Origin of the sequence: Paenibacillus alkalitolerans (assembly GCF_016482785.1) — a bacterium.
Taxonomy (GTDB): Bacteria; Bacillota; Bacilli; order Paenibacillales; family YIM-B00363; genus Paenibacillus_AE; species Paenibacillus_AE alkalitolerans.
Genome location: NZ_JAEMXM010000001.1, coordinates 601176 through 623086, shown reverse-complemented (window position 1 = coordinate 623086; position 21911 = coordinate 601176). Strand labels below are relative to the sequence as shown.

Annotated in this window: 16 protein-coding genes; all 16 read left to right on the top strand. The window is 40.2% G+C overall.

What is annotated here, in order from left to right:
* The first annotated feature begins 6 nt into the window (after positions 1–6).
* A complete protein-coding gene (locus JET16_RS02665; RefSeq protein WP_199614035.1) occupies positions 7–2034 on the top strand; it encodes a PEP/pyruvate-binding domain-containing protein in 2028 nt (675 codons plus the stop codon).
* Positions 2035–2042: 8 nt separating this feature from the next.
* Positions 2043–2876 (top strand): nucleotidyltransferase domain-containing protein, encoded by an 834-nt coding sequence (locus JET16_RS02660; RefSeq protein WP_199614034.1) that lies wholly within the window; start codon positions 2043–2045, stop codon positions 2874–2876.
* Positions 2877–2886: 10 nt separating this feature from the next.
* Entirely contained in the window at positions 2887–4311 is a 1425-nt protein-coding gene (locus tag JET16_RS02655) for a nucleotidyltransferase domain-containing protein (protein WP_199614033.1), read from the top strand.
* A 38-nt stretch (positions 4312–4349) separates the two neighbouring features.
* A complete protein-coding gene (locus tag JET16_RS02650) occupies positions 4350–4976 on the top strand; it encodes an adenylate kinase family protein (RefSeq protein ID WP_199614032.1) in 627 nt (208 codons plus the stop codon).
* A 16-nt stretch (positions 4977–4992) separates the two neighbouring features.
* A complete protein-coding gene (locus tag JET16_RS02645; RefSeq protein WP_267908644.1) occupies positions 4993–6759 on the top strand; it encodes an ABC transporter ATP-binding protein in 1767 nt (588 codons plus the stop codon).
* Positions 6760–6785: 26 nt separating this feature from the next.
* Positions 6786–8486: an ABC transporter ATP-binding protein gene (locus JET16_RS02640; protein ID WP_199614030.1), complete on the top strand. Its 1701-nt coding sequence runs from the start codon at positions 6786–6788 to the stop codon at positions 8484–8486.
* A 3-nt stretch (positions 8487–8489) separates the two neighbouring features.
* Complete coding sequence (locus JET16_RS02635) at positions 8490–10058, top strand: nucleotidyltransferase family protein (protein WP_199614029.1); 1569 nt, start codon at positions 8490–8492, stop codon at positions 10056–10058.
* On the top strand, positions 10048–11550 hold the full coding sequence (locus tag JET16_RS02630; protein WP_199614028.1) for a hypothetical protein: 1503 nt from the start codon (positions 10048–10050) through the stop codon (positions 11548–11550). Before JET16_RS02635 ends, JET16_RS02630 begins: the two co-directional genes overlap by 11 nt.
* 57 nt (positions 11551–11607) lie before the next feature.
* Complete coding sequence (locus JET16_RS02625; protein WP_199614027.1) at positions 11608–11985, top strand: HAD hydrolase family protein; 378 nt, start codon at positions 11608–11610, stop codon at positions 11983–11985.
* Entirely contained in the window at positions 11982–13559 is a 1578-nt protein-coding gene (locus JET16_RS02620; protein ID WP_199614026.1) for a fructosamine kinase family protein, read from the top strand. Before JET16_RS02625 ends, JET16_RS02620 begins: the two co-directional genes overlap by 4 nt.
* A gap of 90 nt (positions 13560–13649) precedes the next feature.
* Positions 13650–14387, top strand: coding sequence for a glycosyltransferase family 2 protein (locus tag JET16_RS02615; RefSeq protein ID WP_199614025.1), 738 nt, complete (start codon positions 13650–13652; stop codon positions 14385–14387).
* Positions 14384–15991 (top strand): hypothetical protein, encoded by a 1608-nt coding sequence (locus JET16_RS02610; RefSeq protein WP_199614024.1) that lies wholly within the window; start codon positions 14384–14386, stop codon positions 15989–15991. Before JET16_RS02615 ends, JET16_RS02610 begins: the two co-directional genes overlap by 4 nt.
* Positions 15992–16220: 229 nt before the next feature.
* Entirely contained in the window at positions 16221–18077 is a 1857-nt protein-coding gene (locus JET16_RS02605) for an ABC transporter ATP-binding protein (RefSeq protein WP_199614023.1), read from the top strand.
* Complete coding sequence (locus tag JET16_RS02600) at positions 18067–19884, top strand: ABC transporter ATP-binding protein (protein ID WP_199614022.1); 1818 nt, start codon at positions 18067–18069, stop codon at positions 19882–19884. The genes JET16_RS02605 and JET16_RS02600 overlap by 11 nt, the downstream gene beginning before the upstream one ends.
* 141 nt (positions 19885–20025) lie before the next feature.
* Positions 20026–20727, top strand: a complete 702-nt coding sequence (locus JET16_RS02595) for a GntR family transcriptional regulator (protein WP_199614021.1) — start codon at positions 20026–20028, stop codon at positions 20725–20727.
* 173 nt (positions 20728–20900) lie between these two features.
* Positions 20901–21902: a TRAP transporter substrate-binding protein gene (locus JET16_RS02590; protein WP_199614020.1), complete on the top strand. Its 1002-nt coding sequence runs from the start codon at positions 20901–20903 to the stop codon at positions 21900–21902.
* The last annotated feature ends 9 nt before the right edge of the window (positions 21903–21911 follow it).

Below are 21911 nucleotides of genomic sequence, written 5' to 3'. Positions count from 1 at the left end.
ATTCAATTGAAATACGTCGTCAATTTATCACAATGTGCTCAGTGTGATGAAACACTGGTTGGAGGGAAAGCTAAAAATCTTGGAATCTTGATTAGAGAAGGATTGAATGTTCCCGCCGGTTTTTGTCTCACAACAACCGCCTTCCGTTCGATTCAAGGCATTGATGAAATGTTCCGTGAATATTTAAATAGGTACACAAAAAACGACCCTTCTTGTATAAAGATACTTTCGAATATCAGGAAAATGACACTATCTTTTGAGTTTCAGGAAAATATGCAAGAAGAGTTATTTAACGTTTGGAAATCGCAAAAGAAGTTCGGGAAAATAGCGGTACGTTCTTCAGCCGTGGGAGAAGACAGTATGAATAAAAGTTACGCGGGCATTTATAAAAGTTATCTCAACATCGATCAATATGAAAATTTTTTAAATGCGGTAAGGAATGTTTGGTGTTCCGTATTTTCAGAAGTTGCAATGTATTACCGCAATAAAACGATAATGCAAGCAGCGCCACAAATGGCAGTCATTATACAAAACATGGCAGTCGGGCATTTAAGCGGGGTATTATTCAGCCGAAATCCGTTAAATCCATCCGAAAATATGATGGTGGCGGAGGGGGCATTCGATGCCGGCGATATTGTTAAAGGGATTGAACCCCAGTTTACATGCCGCATAGCCAGAGATGAAACTTCTGCGGCATCTTCGGAAAAATTAAGTGAAAATGAAATGCTTCAGCTTAAAAATAATGCCTTAAAAATCGAAAATATGTTGAACGGCCCTGTCGACATGGAGTGGATTTCAGACAAGAAGGATATCTTTATATTACAAGCAAGACCTTTATCCATAGATTGGTCGAACAGAGATAATGCGCTTTCATGCGAATTAATTCCGCTTGACCATATTGAAAAATGCGAAAAATTGGATTTGGATTCCCATGGGTATCGGGAATCTTATATCAAGTGGTTGAGTAAGAAGTATTGGATAAGAGATCATGCAAAAAAAGCAGGCATCCATTGCTATGGAGAGCATTTCCTGAAATTTACAAGTGGACAAATTGAGGAAGCTTACGAACTCCTGTTAAACAACAAATTCCATTCAAATTATTTCATCGTCAGAGGAGGGGCGATACAGAAAAAATACTTTGCTTTATCGGATATCCGTTCGCTGTTGTATCATACATCGAAAAGTAGTCCTCAAAAGAAAGAGTTTATGATTCAACTGGGGGAAGTTATACCGGTTGAAATTGGAGGGTTTTCCACGCTATTGGATGACGGTACATGTTTGGTAGAGTATTGTCCCGGATTAATGACCGGAATTATGACAGGCGATGTGGCGCCTTCATTAATCATTATTGACGATCAACTTAATACGGTATATGAGGACAAAAAACAATTTGATGAAATCTATATTTTTGATGAGCAATTACTGGAAAAACGAAAAGTGAATAATAAAGCTTCGAACGAGAAGACAATGAATAAAGACCTGCTTCACAGGATACTAAAGATGACAAAATATTTCTCGAGTGTATTCAGGGAGCCGAGAATAGAATGGTATTTCTATGACCATAAGTTATTTATTAAAGACTTAAGTATGGAAGAAAACAAGATATCGGTTTTGTCCGATGATGGAAAAATTATGTCCGACGGTTATGCGGAAGGGGAAGTTGTGATCATCAAAGATGATGAACTGGAGTATCTTGATAAGTTGAGCGAGGAATTGAATCTTAGCGTGATCAGCAGAACCGATGAGCAGGATCATTTGCAAATAAAAGGAAATCAGCTTACCGGTCTGCCGGCAATTGTTAACTCAACTAATCAACAAGTAATTGTACTCGCAGATCGCCCATCTACAGGATTCATACCCTATTTGTCCAATGTCAAGGGATTTATTTTTAATAAAGGATCTTTGCTGTGCCATTTAGGAATTGTTTTAAGAGAAGCAAGAATACCTGCGCACATATGCAATAGTGCTACGAGCCTTTTCTCCGATGGGGACAAGGTGAGACTTACATCAAATGGAATAATAAGGGGAATGTAAGGGATTATATGCACAAGAATATTATAAATGAAAGAAGACAAGCCGCACTTCCGGTCATACATCATTGGATCGAAAAATATTCGCTCGATGCCGCCGCATTCCAAGGAGGCATAGTTCGGGGCACTCTTAATGAAGATTCGGATGTCGATGTCTTGATCGTAACCGGTTCTCCGGAGCGATGTGAAGAAATTCCTAAAGGAGAAGGGGTCTTTAATGGAATAAAAATAGGGACATACTTTTTAGACTTTTCCAAAGCGACTCCTTCGAAATGGAATGACAAGCAAAGATATGTGTATTGTTTTGAAACGGAACCGATTTACGATCCGCTGACCAAACTTAATGAAATGATGAAGCAGGCGGCATTAACGATAGATGAAATTGTATTTCGAAGCGTTAAGTTAATAAGAAAATTAAGCAAAAAAGGTATTAGTTATGAGGGACTGAACAATGAAAACTGGAGAGGTTTTAATTGGAGCCGCTCCGCCGACTATTGGATTGATCGGGGAGAGTGGTTGATTGCGAATTTACAAATCAATATGGCCGTAAACGATGTTTTTCAATTGCTTTATACACTAAACGGGAGGCCGATTCCCTCCAATAAATATTTTTATTATAATATTCGTTTTCTTCCTTGGTTGCCAGCCAAGCTTACTGAAAGAATTCAATCCATATCCCAAAATTACGCGGCTACAAATACTGAATATAAATTAAAGAGCAGTGAGATGATAAGCATTCTGACAGAAATAATTGATGAAATCGACAGTAGAGGATTGCTTCCGCCGGATATGAAGGAATATTACTACCGTCATATTTTCTCATATCACGACAATACCGATGAATGAGGCATATTTCATGAAATCCTATTACACTGATTACATTAAAGGGCTTGAATGGCATATCGATCGGATAAAAGATATTCATAAGTACAAAAGTATATATTTAACGGGAAGCTTTTCGCGTGATGAACAAAAAATCGGAGCTAGCGACATAGATTTGGATTTTATTTATCCCTGTTATTCGCATGATATATGGGAACATACTTTGGATTTATGCGGCATCTGGAAAGAAGGGGGACATTTTTTTAAAAGAGAAGGCGATAAAGGCCTGATATCTTTTCCTAAAATTTCAAGTGAGGAAGACCTTGTAAGTTTGGTTCAAGCCGATCCGATCCGATGGATGAGAAAATCAAAGTATGCCAAATTATTACATGGCCAGGAGTCATACCCTGCGGTTCAACCCAACTTGGCAAATATGAATAAAGACCTTACAAGGCTGGCCGTTAGAGAATTAATTAATATGTACTATCTATTAAATGTTCAATATCGATTCGGCGAATGGAATCGCGGACAATGGCAGCGGAGTCTGAGCGAATTTTTCAGGTGCCTTATTGGCATGAAGACAGAAATAATCGTTCACCGTTACGAAGATATTTGCCAATGGAGCTCATATTTATTCGGTCAGAAGGATTTGGCTTCGGAACATATGCGTATTGGAAACATTGCGCAGGATAAGTCGGGATACATATATGGCACGAACAAAATAAACGAATGGTCGAAGTTATTGTTTGAAAATATGAGAATAGATCATCGTGAACTGAGACAGATTGCTGTTGATAAAAAGAAAGGTTGCTGTGTGGAAAATATATCCGATGACGCCATTTCCGCGAACGGTATTTGGAAAGCGGAAGAATGGTGGTATCAGAGACATTTCAAACCATATCCGAATTGCACTAAAATCTACGTTTCACTAGATGACGACTTATTTTACAATTGTAACCCTATTCATTTATTAACAACTATGAACAAAAACAATCATCATTTCGGAAATAATTACGTTGCCGTTTTTTTACCGAAATCACTCTTTGAAATGTACACAATATTCGTCGAACCCAGACTTGGCATCGAAATACTCGGGTCATATGACGATTATTCAATGGATTGTAATTGCAAACATGATATTGCAATTTATTTTTTCTCCATGATCGGGAATTACGGGGAAGTATACAACAGCGCGGATATACGTAAAAAAATAAAGAAATGGATGTCGAAAACGGAAAGCGTATTAAGCAGTCTGTCGTATCTCTTGAATGGAGATATATTGCAAACGAGAAATGAAACATGGAAAAAATGGTCGCAATACGGATTCGAAACTGAGTCGAACCTTATTAATGACTGTGCAACGGAAAATGAATTGAGAGATTATTGGAAAAAAAAGTATCCGGATTGGTGTAATGAACTGCAAACAATCAAGAAAAGTTCATCAGCCGGCGTAAGGTAGATTGTTAGTAACAATATCTTGAAGAAGGGACAACAAGGATGATCATTTCCTTTATCGGAGCTCCCGGAAGCGGTAAGAGCACTCAAATCGCGAGGATATCCGAGTATTTGTCCGAAAAACATAAACCGATCATACTCAGGGTACCTAAACTTATCAATCTCGACAAGGAAGTCGTTTCATATTTGACTGCCGAGGAAATTGAAACAATAAAACAACACAAGGAGCTTGCCCGTAAATCAAAAGACGAGGGATTGCTGGCTCCAATTATATATGATGCGATTCTTTTCGAATTAATACCGCGAATTAAAGATAAATCGTTTATCATACTTGACGGTATGCCCAGGGGATATAAGCAAGCCGAATTATTTTTAAATATTGATAAGGTTCTGAATCAAACTTGTTTTTTTCATCTAAAGTTTATAGAGAATGCTTATGAATCATCCGTTAGCAGACAATTTTATCGTGAATCAATAAAACACGGGGTAGAGAAGGCAGAACTCAAGCTCAAGAAATTTATAAATAAATATAATGTGTATAGTGAGGATACTTTGAGCGGGGTGTCATACCTCTTCAACCAAGGTGCAAATATATATATGTTAAATGCCGTTGAGAACGAAGCCAGCATTCACAAGCAAATATGTTCAAGTTTGGATCGAATAATATAATCCTCAGGTGAGTACTATGATTTCATCTCGGAGTAAAGGGTACTATTTAAAAATTTATTTGTGGGCGCTCGCTTATTTAAACCGATACCGCGGGCACTTTATAGCACTTGTTTTATGCGGGATCGTCATGTCGGGGATCGGTTTAGCGATACCGAAGTTTATTCAGCGCTTGATTGATGTCATTATACCTTCCAAAGATCAGATAGCTTTCGTATGGCTTATTATCTCTTTTGTTTTACTTATCATTGCGTTATTTGCGGTGACGGTGCTTCGGCAATGGTTGCAGAGAAATATCCAGGAGAAGGCCGGAAGAGATTTGCAATTTTCCCTTTTCTCGCATCTGCGGAAACTCGGATTTTCATATTATGAAAGAACACCTGTCGGCTACACGCTTTCCATGTTTCATACCGAAGCTGACGCTATTCAACAAATATACCGTAATTTCTTTCCGTCATTATTGGAGAAAGGCATCACCCTTTTGATTACAAGTTTCTTGTTGATTTCCATTAATGCACAAATGAGCTTGATTATTATTCCTTGCTTTCTAATCTACTTTACTGCCGGACCTTATTTTTCAAAAAAGTGGGGATTGTGGAACAAGGAAGCGCTCAACTTAAGAAGAGAAACTGGAAAGAAGCTGTATGACAGCATCTCGGCTTTACTGGAAGTTCGCGCTCATGGGAGAGAACAGTGGGATTTAAAGAGACTGATTGATTCTCAGAGCGAATATCATCACGCATTGTTAAAGCAATATCTGTTCTCTTATTTGCGCGGCGCCATGCAAGTATTATCGATGAATGCAGGCGCTTTGGTTTTATTCGTTATCGGTGCGGTTTTAGTACGACACGGTTCTTTAAGCATCGGTGAATTTGTAGCGTTTAGTCTTTATTATTTTATGGTTATGAGAGATCTTGTATCACTGGTCTATTTAATTACTCAGCAAAGTGTCGTTTTATCACATGCTGAACGGCTTTATACTTTCTTAGGAGAAGAACCGGATGTAAAAGAGCCGGTCAAACCTGTTATATTGCCTAATATTAATGGGGAGCTGCACCTGGACAATATAACTTTCGGCTATCCTAACCAACCTGATGTTATTAAAGACTTTAAACTGCATATTAGACCTGGAGAAAAGGTAGCTTTTGTCGGATCCAGCGGGCATGGAAAATCGACGCTGCTCAAGTTGATTTGCCGGTTTTATGATCCTCAGAAAGGAGAGATAAGGCTGGACGGCGTTCCTTTGCCGCAAATTTCTCTTTCGCAAATTCGCCGTTCCATCGGATATGTTTTTCAAGAAACGTATTTATTTGGCGGAAACATTATAGACAACATCCGGTTCGGCAATCCGGACGCAACGGAAGATGAAATAATAGCTGCGGCAAAATCAGCTTTTGCGCATGATTTTATAATGGAATTCCCTCAAGGATATGAAACTGAAGTAGGGGAAAGAGGAGTCAAATTATCCGGCGGACAAAAGCAACGTATTGCGATAGCTAGAATGTTTGTAAAAAATCCTTCGATTGTATTGTTGGATGAAGCGACATCGGCATTGGACAATTTGAGCGAACGTGAAGTGCAAATAGCGCTCGATGCTCTCCTGGAGGGAAGAACAACGATTGCCGTTGCCCACCGGCTTTCCACTGTACAGCATTATGACAGGTTGATCCTGGTTGAACAAGGAAAGCCCGCGGAAAGCGGCCGCTATGAGGATCTAATAAACAAACGCGGAATGTTCTATCACTTGGTTATAGGTCAACAATCGGCAGAGGGAGCAAGCTTATGAGGAATTTCCGATGGATGCTCAAATATATGAAAATGATCCGTAAGCTGCTGATTTTCGGTTTTGTAATCAAGATTTTTCATACCGGGTCTCATTTGATGCTTACCGGTATTCAGAAATATATTATTGACGATATGTTTATGAAACAACAATTTGAATTGCTCATACCTTTAATATCGGCATTTGCCGGGGCTATTCTGGCAGCTTTGGTATTCGGCGGTTTGTCAAGGCTTATTTTGGATTCGAATGCTTTACTGCTCAACCGCATCATCACCCGGGATATGATTGAAGCGACACACCGGCTGCCAGTTGAAAAAATTCAAAGCAAACGAACCGGAGAGCTTGTTAATTATTTGACCAATGATGTGAAACATGCCACCAATACCATTTCATCCTTCACTCCGGAAGGACTTAGCCACTTCGTAACTTTCACGTCCTTATGCTTTATTATCGGTTATTCAAGCCCGCTGATATTAGTATCGATACTCTTACTTAGTGTTCTATATATCGTGTTCGGCAAGTATTTTGCCCCTCGTATGAAAAAAACTTCGAAACAAGTTCAAGAAAGCAAATCTGCACTTATGGTTCAAATTGAGGAAGGAATATCTTCCACGAGGGAGGTCATAGCTTATGACCGGACGCAATGGGAAATCGAGAGACTGAATCACAGATTTTCCCAATATTTCGATAATGTGATGCGTCTATGGAGATGGCAAATCAAAAGCACGCTTTCCACGGAACCGATACGATGGGCAGCTTCATTAATCATATTTGCCGTTGGCGGTTATCAAGTGATGCAAGGAAACATATCCGTCGGTTTATTTGTGATCGTGTATCAATTTTCCAATCAACTAATTACAGCCGCACAGGGACTTTATAACTTTGTCACGAATTTCTCCACTCGTTTGGCTGCGGTAGAACGCATCAGAAATGTTATGGAAGAACAAGTTCAGAAGGATGGAAACGAAGCTATTGACGCAGAGGTAAGGAAATTTTCTTTGGAACATGTGAGATTTCGCTATTCTCCGGAACTTCCGTGTGTTTTTGAAGACTTATGTATCGATCTGCCTCTGGGTAAAAAAGTTGCTTTTGTCGGCACAAGTGGAGGCGGCAAATCAACCTTGGCAAAGCTATTCATTCGTTTTCATGATCCGGAAGTAGGCGCGATCATGATTAACGGGATCCCCCTTTCAAAAATCAAAAGAGAGGATTGGACTAAAAAGATATCCATCGTTTTTCAGGAACCTTATTTATTTCCGGATACGATCCGCAGCAATTTGCTGTTAGGCAGAGAAAATATTTCCGAAAAAGAAATGATCGCGGCATGCAAGGCGGTCTGTATTCACGATATGATTGAAGCTTTGGAAGACGGTTATGACGCGCAAGTGGGAGAACGGGGAATTCAACTGTCCGGAGGACAGCGTCAACGATTGGCTCTGGCCCGTGCTTTATTAAGCAATAGCGAAATACTAATTCTTGACGAGGCGACCTCGGCATTGGATCTTGAAACGGAACGTCAAGTTCAGGCGAACTTGGATGAGTGGAGAAAAGGCAAAACGACAATTATTATTGCGCATAGATTAACCACTATTACGAATGCGGACTGGATATACGTATTGAAAGACGGTTCCGTGGCAGAACAAGGGACGCATGAGCAGCTTCTCGCCAACCGTTCCATCTATCAAGAATTAGTAACCACCCAATATACATTGGAAGAAAAAGGGGCATGATCCATGAACGGAATGAAAAATATTTTAGACATATTGAAGTGGGCTGGAGGCGGGAAGCAGGATATTCATCATTCGAAAGAAATTGATGAAGAAAAGTTGCTTGACCTTATTGATTTTCACCGACTTGATACGAGGCTGTTATTTCGCTTAAAGGATGAATGCCCGCCATGGTTAAATTCGAGAATTTTAAGCCATTTGGAAAAACAGTATGAAATCGCGGTTCGCGATTTGGAACTAAAGATTTCATTTATGGAACAATATATTGAAGCGTATAAGTCGGACAAAAAGCCAATTGCGGTAAAAGGATTCACGAATTATTTGCTGACCGGGGAGCATAAATTTGTACGGCGCAGAGGTGACCTCGATCTTTTTTGCCATGACCCGGAATTCAATCGATCCGTTTTAGAAAGTCTCGGTTATATTTCTTTAGTAGTACCTTCCGCTGAATATGAATTAGGAAATTATCGCCCGGCGAATGACAAGAACGGCATTCATCTGGATTTTCATAAATATTTCCCGGTTTATCAATATCCGAAAGATATTATGAACTGTTACGATCCGTTGATACATAAATTGCCGGTCAGGCAAGAGGAAAGAATACCGAAACAGAAAAAAATTATGTATGAGGACTTGTTGGAATATTCGGTCCCAAGCATTAAAAACATTGATGTAATCAAGCCAAGCATGTCCGTTCTGGTAAGCAGTGCTCATCTTTTCAAGACTTATTTGAAAGTGAAAAGACTTCCCGTCAAACTGTCCGAGCTTTCCGATATCGGAGACTTAACTTGTAACGGAATATTTGATGAAAAGGAATTTCATGATTTAGTCGTTAAATTTGATGCTTTCGATTCGGTGGAGTTCGTATGCTATTTATACAATAATTTATATCATTATATTCCTGAAAAACTGCAAAAATACTGCATGAACAAGGAATATAAAATAAAGAAGCAGTTGCCGTCAGCGAGAATATGGGGTTATTTCGACGCGGCCGAAGATCTTATCGTTCCTAAAAATCTATATGAAGGAAAAGTAAAGGATCAGGTACTGAAACTAAAAGCCAATAACTATATAACAGCTGCAAAAGACCAAGAAGAATTCCGTTATCGTTTATTTTCTTTTGATGAAAATGAAACGGAGCTGAAAGGTGTATTCATAAGTTCATTGCATAATAATATTGATGGTTTAATTATTGGGGTGGGTTGCAGTATTTCGGGAGAAGACTTGCGAGTCAGCATAAATCTAAAGGTAAAACAAGTTACAGACATTAAAGTCGACTTACAAATGGATCGTGATTGCAGACATTCATATTTTATTGGCAGCGAAGGGAGGCTGAACTGGCAAAAAGGTGTCGGAAGTCTCATTTGCCAATATAAAGATGATGATGTCGAGTTAACTTCAGTGTATGGCGAAAAACACTGGAAGATCAATTTAATAGAGAATCAGGTTTATGCAATATTATATATAAAAATAATTAGAGACGGACAACCTATTATTGCGTCTATACCTTTGGTGATCATGAATTTGCAAGACTTAAGTTCAAATAATACTAGAGGAGAGAAAAATGTATCATAACGATCTTCTGAATAAAATTATGGACGCGTTACATAACCACGTTAATTATTTTTTAAAGAAAGGAAAAGACCGGTCCGGAACCACACCATTCTTCGTGAACGCTTTGGATCCGAAATCAGGTGAAGCCATTCATCTTGATACAGCTGAGGTTTGTTCTGATTCGCTATTGTCAAACCCATCGAATCAACAAGGCTGGTTTCGCCTGCTTGCGGCAATGTCTTATCTGACCGGGGATCCGTCCTACCGTGAGGCTGCCGATGCTGTTAACAAAAAACTGTTTGCCGATCACGCTGATAAAAACGGCCTCTTGTTATGGGGCGGACATGTAGCCTATGATTTGTTAAAACATGAAACGGTTTATAATGAAAATAAAACAAAAGTACACGAGGTTAAATTCTGTTTCCCTGATTATTTTTTAATGTGGGAAGTTAATCCGGATGCTACAAAGCGTTATATCGAAGCAATGTGGAATGCCCATATACTTAATTGGTCCAATCTTGATTTCAATCGGCACGGAGATTACGACATCCCTTTCGGCCCTTTATGGAATCACGAGTACAAGAGCGGGAGCGTTTTTTTCTGGGGTGAAGGATTGACATTTATAAATACTGGCAGCGATCTGTACTTTGCGGCGGCCATGTTATCCAAACTGTCAGGTGAAAAAACTCCATTAGCATGGTCTAAGAGGCTTGCATACCGTTATATTGAAACACGTCAAAATGATGTCGGTATCAGCGGCTATCAATTTAGCCAGTGTATGGATTCATATTGTGACGGCCCAGCGGTTCGTGGAGACCGTGCGCAATATCAACTGGCTCATTTGATTCCTGACGGTCATCTGGTTTATGAGGGTACAATTTTTAAACCTCGTGCGGCAGCGCAAAGATGTCAATTTGTTTTAGGAGAAACTTTAGGGGCCGATGGGGACGATTTTAAAAATTGGGCTTATGAGGAAGTAATGGCTTGGGGCCGTCAGGCATATCGAGAAGAAGACAATTGTTTTATACCAATGTTAACGGACGGTTATTCGTTAGAGGGGTTACAACTTGACCGCAAAGGATATTTCGGTCCGGCGGGGAAAGTTTTCACGCCAATCCGTGCGAATTCCGATTTTTTTTGGCTGTATGCCATGGCCTATCGTATGTGTGAGGACGATTTTTTATGGACTATACTTCGTAACATAGGAAAAGGCATTGGTGTGGGAGATATTGGCGAAAGTAAATACAAAAAGCCGAATTGGAATTTTGAAATAAAAAAGCCTGATATTCGCATGATATACGGTTTATTGGAATTGTATAAAGCCACATATCGCAAAGAGGACTATCACATGGCATCATGTCTGGCCGATGTATTATTACAGGTAAATTACTGTGACGGATGTTTCTTGATGAATTCATTGGTAAGGGTTGATGACCCCTTACCGTTAGCCCTGTTGCATATAGTCGCTACCGGTTCCGGCAAATCGCTTCCAATTTCTTCAATAATAAGATAAGAGTCTTTAAGAAATAATTGCAAATATATCATATCGCGAAAAAAAGGCGGTAATCATATGAAACGTCTTATTGTAGATTTAGATGATACCATTTGCACAACTAAACATGGTAATTATAACGAATCATTACCAAATCAAACAGTTATTGAAAAACTTCGTCACTATAAAAGAGATGGTTTTGTGATTGTTATATGTACTAGTCGAAATGTAAGAACATATGAAGGTAATGTTGGTAAAATAAATGCAAATACATTACCAGTAATTATTAGTTGGTTACAGTCAAATCAAGTACCTTATGATGAAATATATGTAGGTAAACCGTGGTGTGGTTATGATGGATTTTATATTGATGATAAAGCAATTCGTCCTTCAGAGTTTGTAAGTATGGATTATCATCAAATAATTGAGTTATTACAGAAGGAAAAAAATAAATGATAATTATATTATCAGGTGATTATATTAATCAGGAATTGAAAGCAGAATTTGGATCATTACCCCCATGTATGCTGCCAATAGAAAATAAGAGATTATATGAATTACAAATATCAATAATAAGAAAATCTATTGACGAAGACGTAGTAATATCTCTTCCACAAAACTATAAGATATTGGAACAAGACCTGCATAGGCTAGAACAATTAAAAGTAGATATTATTTTTGTGCCGGAAGGAATTAGCTTGGCAGATTCATTGCTTTATGTAATTAACAGAAAGGGAAGTTTTAATGAAGCGATAAAGGTTTTGCATGGTGATACATTAATTGAAAATATCCCGGAATCATTGAATACAATTGGCATTTCATCTACTAAGCATGAGTATGACTGGGAATTTGTGGGGGGAGAAAGCTTCGAGAAGGATCTAGTATGGTGCGGTTATTTTTCATTTTCAAATATTAAATTACTGGTACAATCACTAGAAACGGCAAATGGGGATTTTATAAGAGCGATTCGTGAATATGAAACGTTAAATCCAATGACGAAAGAACATATTATCACTTGGTACGATTTGGGACATTTGAATACATACTTTAATACTCGTGCTAAGAAAACTACAGAACGAAGTTTTAATTCACTAGACATATCACAAGGGTATGTAAAGAAAACAGGAACTAAAACTAAAAAAATAAAGGCAGAATACGAGTGGTATCGGAATATACCATGGGAAATAAAAACATATACACCTCAAGTATATGAATATGGATACTGTGAAATGAAACCTTACTATATCTTGGAATATTTACCCTTAACTCCTTTAAATGAGTTGTATGTTTATGGTGAGAATAATGTCGTTTATTGGGAGCGAATATTTTCTCACTGCAACACTTTTTTTGAGCTTTGTGAAAATAAAATAGAAAAACCAATTGAAGAAAAAAGTATAAACATTATTCAATTGAAAAAAATGGCAGAGAATCTATTTGAAGAGAAAACATACTCGAGGCTTGAAGAATTCAGTAGAAGTACGGGGTTTGATCTACAAAAGGAGTTGATTCTTAATGGTCAAGCTTGTCTCTCTATACTTAAAATAGCAGAAGAATGTATCCAGACTTCTAAGAAAGATTCAATTATACCAGCGGTTTTACATGGAGACTTTTGTTTTAGTAATATTCTATATAGTAGTAGGGATGATCAAATTAAAGTGATTGATCCTAGAGGAATGTCGGACAAACAATTCTCGATCTATGGAGATTTAAGATATGACATTGCCAAACTTACCCATTCTGTTATAGGACTTTACGATTATATTATTGCTGGTGCAATGGATTTTAAAATAAATAACGATTACGAAATGGATTTGAAATTCTATCAAAAGAACCGTGTTTTAGATATTCAAAAGCAGTTTTCGAAACAAAGGTTTATGAAAAATCACATAACGATTAACCAAATAATGCCAATCACAATTCTCCTATTTATATCCATGCTGCCTTTACATTCAGATAATCCAATACGTCAGAGAGCCTTACTCTCAAACGCTATAAGACTGTTCCTGTTATTTGAGGAGCAATTCCTGTAATGAAAAATGTAAGGGCATAGGCAGCGTGAAGTGGGAGGGTAAAGCCCGAGTGGAGAGCCACAGTGCGATCATATATTGGGAGGATATACTATGATAGTAATACCTATGGTTGGTAAAAGTTCTCGTTTCTTTACTGCGGGATACAATATTCCCAAATTTATGTTGCCTATACAAGATAGAACGGTGTTCTCACATGCAATACTTTCGTTCGAAAAGTATTTTTCCGACGAAGAGTTCTTGTTTCTTACAAGAAATGATTATAATGCCGAAGAGTTTGTTACAAATGAAGTAAACCGACTTGGAATCAAAAATTATACTGTTAAAGTATTTGAAAAGGAAACAAACGGTCAAGCAGAAACCGTATTTCTAGGTTTACATGACATAAATAGACAAGAAGAAGTATTCATATTTAATATTGATACTTTTCTCTTGAATTTTGAGAAACCTCAGTGGATAGAAGAATGTGACGGATATTTGGAAGTTTTTATAGGAGAAGGGGAAAATTGGTCATATGTTAGGTCAGGAATAAATAATTCGGTAATAGAAACAGCTGAAAAGGAAAAAATATCAAATTTATGTTGTGACGGATTATATTATTTTAAAGAGAAAGCATTATTTGACCAAGCATACTACTATTTTGAAAAAAATAATATGAAAATAAAAGACGAATATTTTATAGCGCCATTATATAATGTTTTAATTAATATTGGGCTTGATATACGTTATTCCGTAATAAATGAAAATGAAGTAATAATTTGTGGAACACCTGAAGAGTATGAAAAATGTATTGCTACAAATTTAGAACAACGAAGGTTAATAAAAAAATGAAGAAACTTATAGAAGATCTATGGAATAGTCAGAATGATAATTATCAGCTAACTATAAATGAAAATACTTCAATATTATTCGAATTAGAATCTGATAAAAGGTCAGAACCAGCACAACTTCCATTTATTCTGGAAGGTTTTCGACGCGATGTACAACACGAAAATGATTTTAAATCTAAATATCGAAGATATCTCTTAATGCCGATAGCAGAAATGCTGGAGATGGGACGAAAAAATAATCGACTTGGTCGTGCAGGGATTGTTAACCTGCTTTATGTATGTGGAGAGTTAAAATATGAAGGAATCGAGTTAAACGATAATGTTTTAAAAGATATATTAAAGAAGCACTTTTCTTGCTTCCACGTAAGGGATTATCTTCTAGCAATGAAAGCAAAAGAGAATATTAGTATACTTGTTAGGACAGCTATTGAAGACTTAAATTTTTGGGCTGAACCTAGAGCTGTTTTATATGTTCATCTTATTAATGAGATTGCAAAGGCTAATCTATTACCAGTAATACCCCATGATGTTATTGAAATGCAAATCTATCGAGCTATTAATATGACTTTACCTGATTCTTTGAATGATAGGCAGGAGGCTCAAAAAATACTTGCTGACTTAATTTGGCCGAAAATGAAAAAAAATATTATTGAGTTTGTAAAAATAAGTAGGGAGTTTTCTCGAATAAATAACAATGATAATGATAATATACCGCGAGTAGCCCTTTGCATATCAGGGCAGCTTAGAGGTTGGAAAGATGCCTTTTTGTCCTGGAAAAAGACCTTCATGAAGGGTGCAAATATTGATTTATTTGTTCATGTTTGGGAAGCGGTTGGAAGGACTGAGCCTAGTAGCGGTAATAGGGCTTCAAGGGTATTTACAGGAAAATTCCTGGTTGCTTATCAAAGTGCGTTAGTAAATGAAGGTTATGAAGAAATATGCAGAAAATACCCCACACTTATCTCTCTAGTAAAAGATAGTACTATTGTAAGAAAGGATGAATTGCAACAAGTTTATGATACAAACTATGTAGTTGTTGAAAATGAGCAAGATCCTTTATTTGAGGATTGGGATAATTCAGTTAAAATGCATTATAAAATATGGTCTTGTCATCAGTTAATGAAACAATCAGGTAATAAATACGACATTGTTGTAAGAATGAGACCTGATCATGAGGTGGTTGTTGATGAAACAAAATGGAATTGGAAATTGATAGCAAATGAAGTGAATTTAAGTCCCAAAATATTTGCAAATAGCCCATTAAGAACTCAACGAGATGTTCTAATGGGGGATCAATTTGCTATGGGTAGCGAATGGTCGATGGATAAGTATGCAAATACTTGGGTAGATAGCCCCAAATGTTGGCAATATGGAGCGCCTTGGGTAAAAAAATTCATTGGACATACTAATATAGCACTACAATGTTATATAAACGGTATTATAGTAAGAAGGACTCCTTCTTTTATCCTAGGTAAATCATCAGATTCTTATGTTGATCCATTTAAGATTTTAACTGCCCTGAGAATAGATATAAAAATATTTACTGATCTTGATATGCAATTACTTAAAGCAGCAGAAGAAGATTGTCAATCGAAGGTTCATTAAAAGAGAAAAGCTGCACACCGGCTCACCGGTCGGAAAAGCCGCATTAGCCCTATGAATTAAAGTTTTACACCTATACAATAATTGGAAAACAACGTTAATATAATTACAAAAGCTGATTCCGATGACGGCCAACGAAAGATAAGTCCCTCTATAACATTTAGAGGGACTTATCTTTCGTATAAAGGTGTATTTCAATTAGCCGATGCAATCAAGAAGGGTGATACAAGCATTGAAACTTCAAAATTGGAAAGAGGTCTCCAATGAATCGCAAAAAATCTATTCAATTACACGTTATATCGGCGGTATACTGATCGGCGCGTCTTCGACACTGACGCTTGCTCTTCTGCTGCTAAGCGTGTTCGGCGGACTTACCTGGCTGGCTGAGTTATGGGCGATCACCCGATTCATCGATGAAATCACCGTCTTTGCCGGTTGGTCCGATTCGTTTTCTAGGGTGGCAGTTCATTTTCTCCCTTTAATAGCCACTCTAGTCGGAGCGATTTTGTTCCAACAATTTGCTTCCGCCATCCGGCCGTATTTGGCGGCACATTTGAATGAAAAGGCTTCCATCGTCATGAACCGTCAAACGTTTCTCAAGTCGATGCAATTGCGATTGGAATCCTTCGAAAGCAATGCCTTCTACAATAATCTGGAACGCACCATAAGAGTTCAGGGGCAATTGGTGCGGGTGTTGGAAGGAATCGGCGCAGCGATCGGGGCGTTCATGCAGTTAATCGTTATTTTTTATGCCATATACCGGCTTGGCGTGTTTTATGCGATATTTTTTGTTCTCAGTTGCGTGCCCGTTGTTTATTTTCATATTAAAAGTAATAAGCGTTTTGTCCAGGTTAATTATGAACAATCTCCGACAAGGAGAAAACAGGGCTATTGGCGGAATCTGGCGACCAATCGACAATCCGCCGCAGAGGTTCGGTTGTTTCAACTCGGGCCGTTCATCATCGACAAATGGCAGCAATATACTAGTACCTTGATCACCGAGCTGTGGCAGGCCAGAAAAAGTACGGCGCTTCTTAAGATGAAAGGAGAATCTGCCTATTTAATATTATTGTTTGTCATGATGGGCGCCGCGGCGTTCGCCGGCGTCCAAGGCACCGCTTCTCTCGGAGCGGTGGTGTCCACCTTATATTTGCTTGACCGCTTGCAGCAAGTGATGGGCACAGCAACATACAGATTAAGCGATTTAGTCCGGTTTTATTTCGAATTTCAAGTAGTTCCCGAGTTTCTGCAGATCGATGAAGAAGAAAAAAAGAACGGCATTCCTGCTCCATTTCCCTTGAAAGAAGGCATTCGTTTCGATAACGTCAGTTTTACGTATCCGGGTCAATCTGGACCCGCTCTGGAACAATTGAGTTTTCATATACGTCCTGGCGAACGAATCGCCTTGGCAGGAGAGAATGGCGCCGGCAAAAGCACGTTATGTTTACTGCTGTTGGGTTTATACAGACCAACCCAAGGACGTATATTGATCGACGGCATCGATTTGGCCGACATCGATCCTGCAAGCTGGAGGAAGACGGCCGCGGCGGTATTCCAAAATTATGTGAGGTACCAGCTGACAGCTGAAGAAAATATCGGATTCGGCGAAGTGGAGCGGCTTACCGATGCGGAAAAGGTAGAGGAAGCGGCAAGCCAAAGCGGAATACATCCTGTTATCGATCAATTTCCAAATCGATACGGTACGTTGCTCGGCAAACAATACGAGGAGTCGCGCGATTTGTCGGGAGGCCAATGGCAGAAAGTCGCGATCTCCCGCGCCTATTTTCGTGACGCCGGTCTATTGATTCTTGACGAACCTGCCGCCGCGCTCGATGCCTACTCCGAATTTGAGGTTTACAAACAGTTCAGTGAAATATCCGAAGGCAAAACGGTCCTTATCGTTTCCCACCGGTTGGGTTCCGCCCGTCTCGCCGACCGCATTTTCTTTCTGAAGAACGGACGGTTGGCGGAAAGCGGCAGCCATGACCAATTGCTAAATTTGAACGGCGAATATGCGGCATTATTCGGGATACAGTCTCAATGGTACCAAGAAGAAAATGCAAAGGAGGGACGTACGGTTGTCGAGTAAAGAACGTATTACCCGATGGCAGGTGTACAGGAGAAGCTTTGGCACGCTGCTTCGCTTGTTAAGGTTATGCGCCAAGCTGTCCCCGAAAGAAATGGCGGTCGTCATGGCTATCAATTCTGTAAGAGGATTCATTCCGCTGGCCGTTTTATTTTCTCTGCAGAATCTTATCGATGCGGTCGGCGATGCCGCCGCCGGGAGACAAGGCGTATCTCAGCAAGTGACCGTTTGGTTGGCCGCTTTCGTCCTGGCTTTATTATTATCGCGGTTCATGCAATTTTTCGGCGACCTGATCGCAAGCCATGTTCAGGAAATCGTCAAGGAACGCTGCCAAAGGGAGATCATGCAGAAGGCGTACCGGCTGTCATTGGCCGATTTCGACCAATCAGAATTTTATGATCGGTTGAAACGCGTGAACAAGGGGATGGACCGCCGTTTCTTTACAACGATGTCCTTTATTTTTCATATTATTACTGAGGTGTTTTCACTCGTTTCGATTTTATTTTATTTGGTGTTCATTCACTGGGCAATCCCGCTCGCATTATTCGCAGGCAGCTTGACTTTCACACTCGTGCTTGTCAGATCGTTGAAAGAAAAATATTTGCTGCATCGCAAACAAACGACGCCCGGCCGTCAACTGCAATATCTGGGAAGTATGATGACTACGCGGGATACCGCGTCGGAATTGCGTCTGTACGGTTTGAAGGATCATGTGCTGCAAGCGTGGACGTTGCTGAATCGTCAATTAATCGGGGAACGGCTGAAACTGGCAAGGCGTGAATACCGGTTGAATCTTTTCAGTTCCACGGGACATACGTTTACCTTCGCTCTCGTCATCATAGGGATGTTCCTCTTGGGAACGAAAGGACTGCTGTCGATCGGCAAGCTGGCCGCTTTTCTTCGTGCCGTGCAGTCGTTTCAAAGAGATTTGAACCATATGATGTGGACCACGGCGCTCGTCCAGAACGATTTGCGGTATATCGAGGATTTCTTCGAATATTTAGATTTGCCGGAAGAGGAAAGAACGGGAATCGAACTGCCCGCAGGTCAACCGCTGAAGCTGGGAATACAATTTTGCAACGTCGGGTTTGCTTACCCCGGTAACGATTATATGGTTTTGAAGGATCTTGATTTGGACATCAGGCCGGGCGAAAAAATCGCTTTGATCGGAGATAACGGCTGCGGAAAATCGACGCTGGTCAAACTGCTGCTCGGATTATATAAGCCGACGAAAGGGACTGTCATGATCGACGGAATCGATTTGAACGAAATCGACTTGAATTCATGGAGAGTAAAAACGACGGCAATATTTCAGGATTTCCACAAGTACCACCTGCTAAGTGTCGGAGAAAATATTAGCATAGGGCAGATCGAGAATATTGAAGACAAGGAGCGTCTTCACAAAGCGGCTTTGCAATCGGGAGCGGAAGCCATGATCCGAACACTTCCCGAGGAATACGACACACTGCTTGGCAAAGAATTCGGAGGAACGGAACTGTCCAGAGGCCAATGGCAAAAAATCGCCGTGGCCCGTGCTTATTTCCGCGACAGCGAGCTGCTCATTCTCGATGAACCGACAGCATCGCTGGATGCGAAAGCGGAAGTGGAAATATACCGGCAATTCGAACAAGTCACGCAAGGGAAAACGGTAGTGTTCATCTCTCATAGACTGGGCGTGGCGAAGCTGGCCGATCGCATTATTGTCTTGAAAGACGGGCGGATCGAAGAAGAGGGAACCTATGCCGAATTGGTCGAAAGAAACGGATATTACGCGGAAATGTACCGGTTACAAGCGCAGTGGTACCAATAGCCAACGATCCTCCTAGTACCGACTTTTTGTAGTACAACCTGAAAAATGAATGACAACAACCTGAAAAATGAATTGACTTGCATGCAAGCATGCAAGTATAATACAAGCAGGTGAAGCGCTTACATTGAGGTGGGTGATACTATGGATTTACCAAATATTTCAACAAAGAGTGAGACATTATCCGATCACGCATACCGAGTGATTAGAGACGCGATTGTCACCTTGCGCCTGGAGCCCGGGCAGCTGGTGTTCGAAGCGGAGCTAGGGAATACGCTCGGAGTAAGCCGTACGCCAATTCGGGAAGCGTTTCGCCGGTTGATGGCCGAGGAATTGATTGAAGTGCTGCCGCAGCGCGGCGCCCGGATTGCACACATGTCGAAGAAGAAGATCGACGAGGCCCGCTTTGTCAGAGTATGCCTGGAAGCAAACGCTTTTAAGGAAGTGGCCAAAATGTGGAAACCGGAAGACAGCCGGTTTCAAAAGCTTCATGCCCAGGTGAAGGGCATATTGGAAGAACAGAGAAAGATGGTTGACGAACAAAATTTTGAAACCTTTTTTCAACTGGATGAGAAGTTCCACCATACCATACTGGAGACGATGGGCAATACCACGTTGATGTCGATCATCAATCAAATGCGGGGCCATTTGAATCGCATGCGATATTTAGAACTGCTGGAAACGAAACATATGAAACGGCTCGTAGCTGAGCACGTGGCGATATTTGAAGCGGTCATTTCGAACAATGCCGATCAGGCGGACCGTTTGTTGAGCGATCATATCCGCTGGCTGGAGAGCAGCACGGATGATTTCATCAAGAAATATCCGCATTATTTCAAGCAGTAGAAAATTTTCTCGCTCTTCATGAACGCGCTTCCAATCGGTTTTGATGATACCCTGTCAAGGAGGAATGCCTTTGCAATATCTTGCATACTAGTATAATTAATGTCGGCTACTCGGTTTTTCATGTGCATGGAAGCAATTCATATCATGGAAACATTAAAAGGGGAGGAAGTTTCGTGAAAAACACGTTCATAATTTTGGCCAGTATCATTCTTCTTATTACCCAAGCGGCATGTGCGTCTGAAACTAATCAGGCTGCTGGAACAAACGGAGAGAAAATCACCTGGAAACTTGGACATATTTCGGACGAAAATCACCCTTGGCATAAGACAGCGCTTAAGTTCGCGGAGCTGGTCAAACAAAAGACGAACGATCAGATTGAAATCAAAGTATATCCGAACAGCCAGTTAGGCGGCGAAACCGACATGCTCAACAGTATTAAAGCCGGAACGGCGGATTTGACCATTTCGGGAGAAACGATGGCCAACTGGGCCCCAAAAGCCGCGTTAATGGCCGTACCGTATGAATTCCGCGATGAAGCCCATATGAAGAAGGTTATTGAAAGCGAGATCGGAGAAGAAATCGAACAAGAGATTTCCGAAAAAGTCGGCGTTACAACGCTCTATTATCATCTGCGGGCACCCCGAAATCTGACATCGGATGAACCGGTCAATTCTCCGGATGACATGAAAGGCTTCAGGATAAGAGTTCCGAACGTACCGCTGTTCCTGGATGCATGGAAAAGCGTCGGCGCCAAGCCGCAAGCGATGGATTTCAAGGAAGTATTCACCGCATTGCAGCAGCACGTCATAGACGGTCAGGAAAATCCGTACGATTTGATTTACAGCGCTTCGTTCTATGAGGTTCAGAAGTACGTAAACCAAACCGAACACGTTCGCCAGTGGGTTTATATGGTCGTAGGCAACAAACAGTTGGAATCGCTTACGCCTGATCTGCAGAAAGCGGTCAAAGAAGCCGCAGCAGAAGCTCAGGAATATGGTATGCAGCTTTTTGCCAAAGATATCGCCGATTATCGCCAAAAGTTGATTGATAAAGGCATGACAATCAATGAAGATGTGGACCGCGATGCATTTAAACAAACGATGGAGCCCGCGGTTAAGAACAGTCTGAACAAAGAGCAGCTGGAATTGTACGAGAAGATCCAGAACATGGAATAAGGCGGGTGC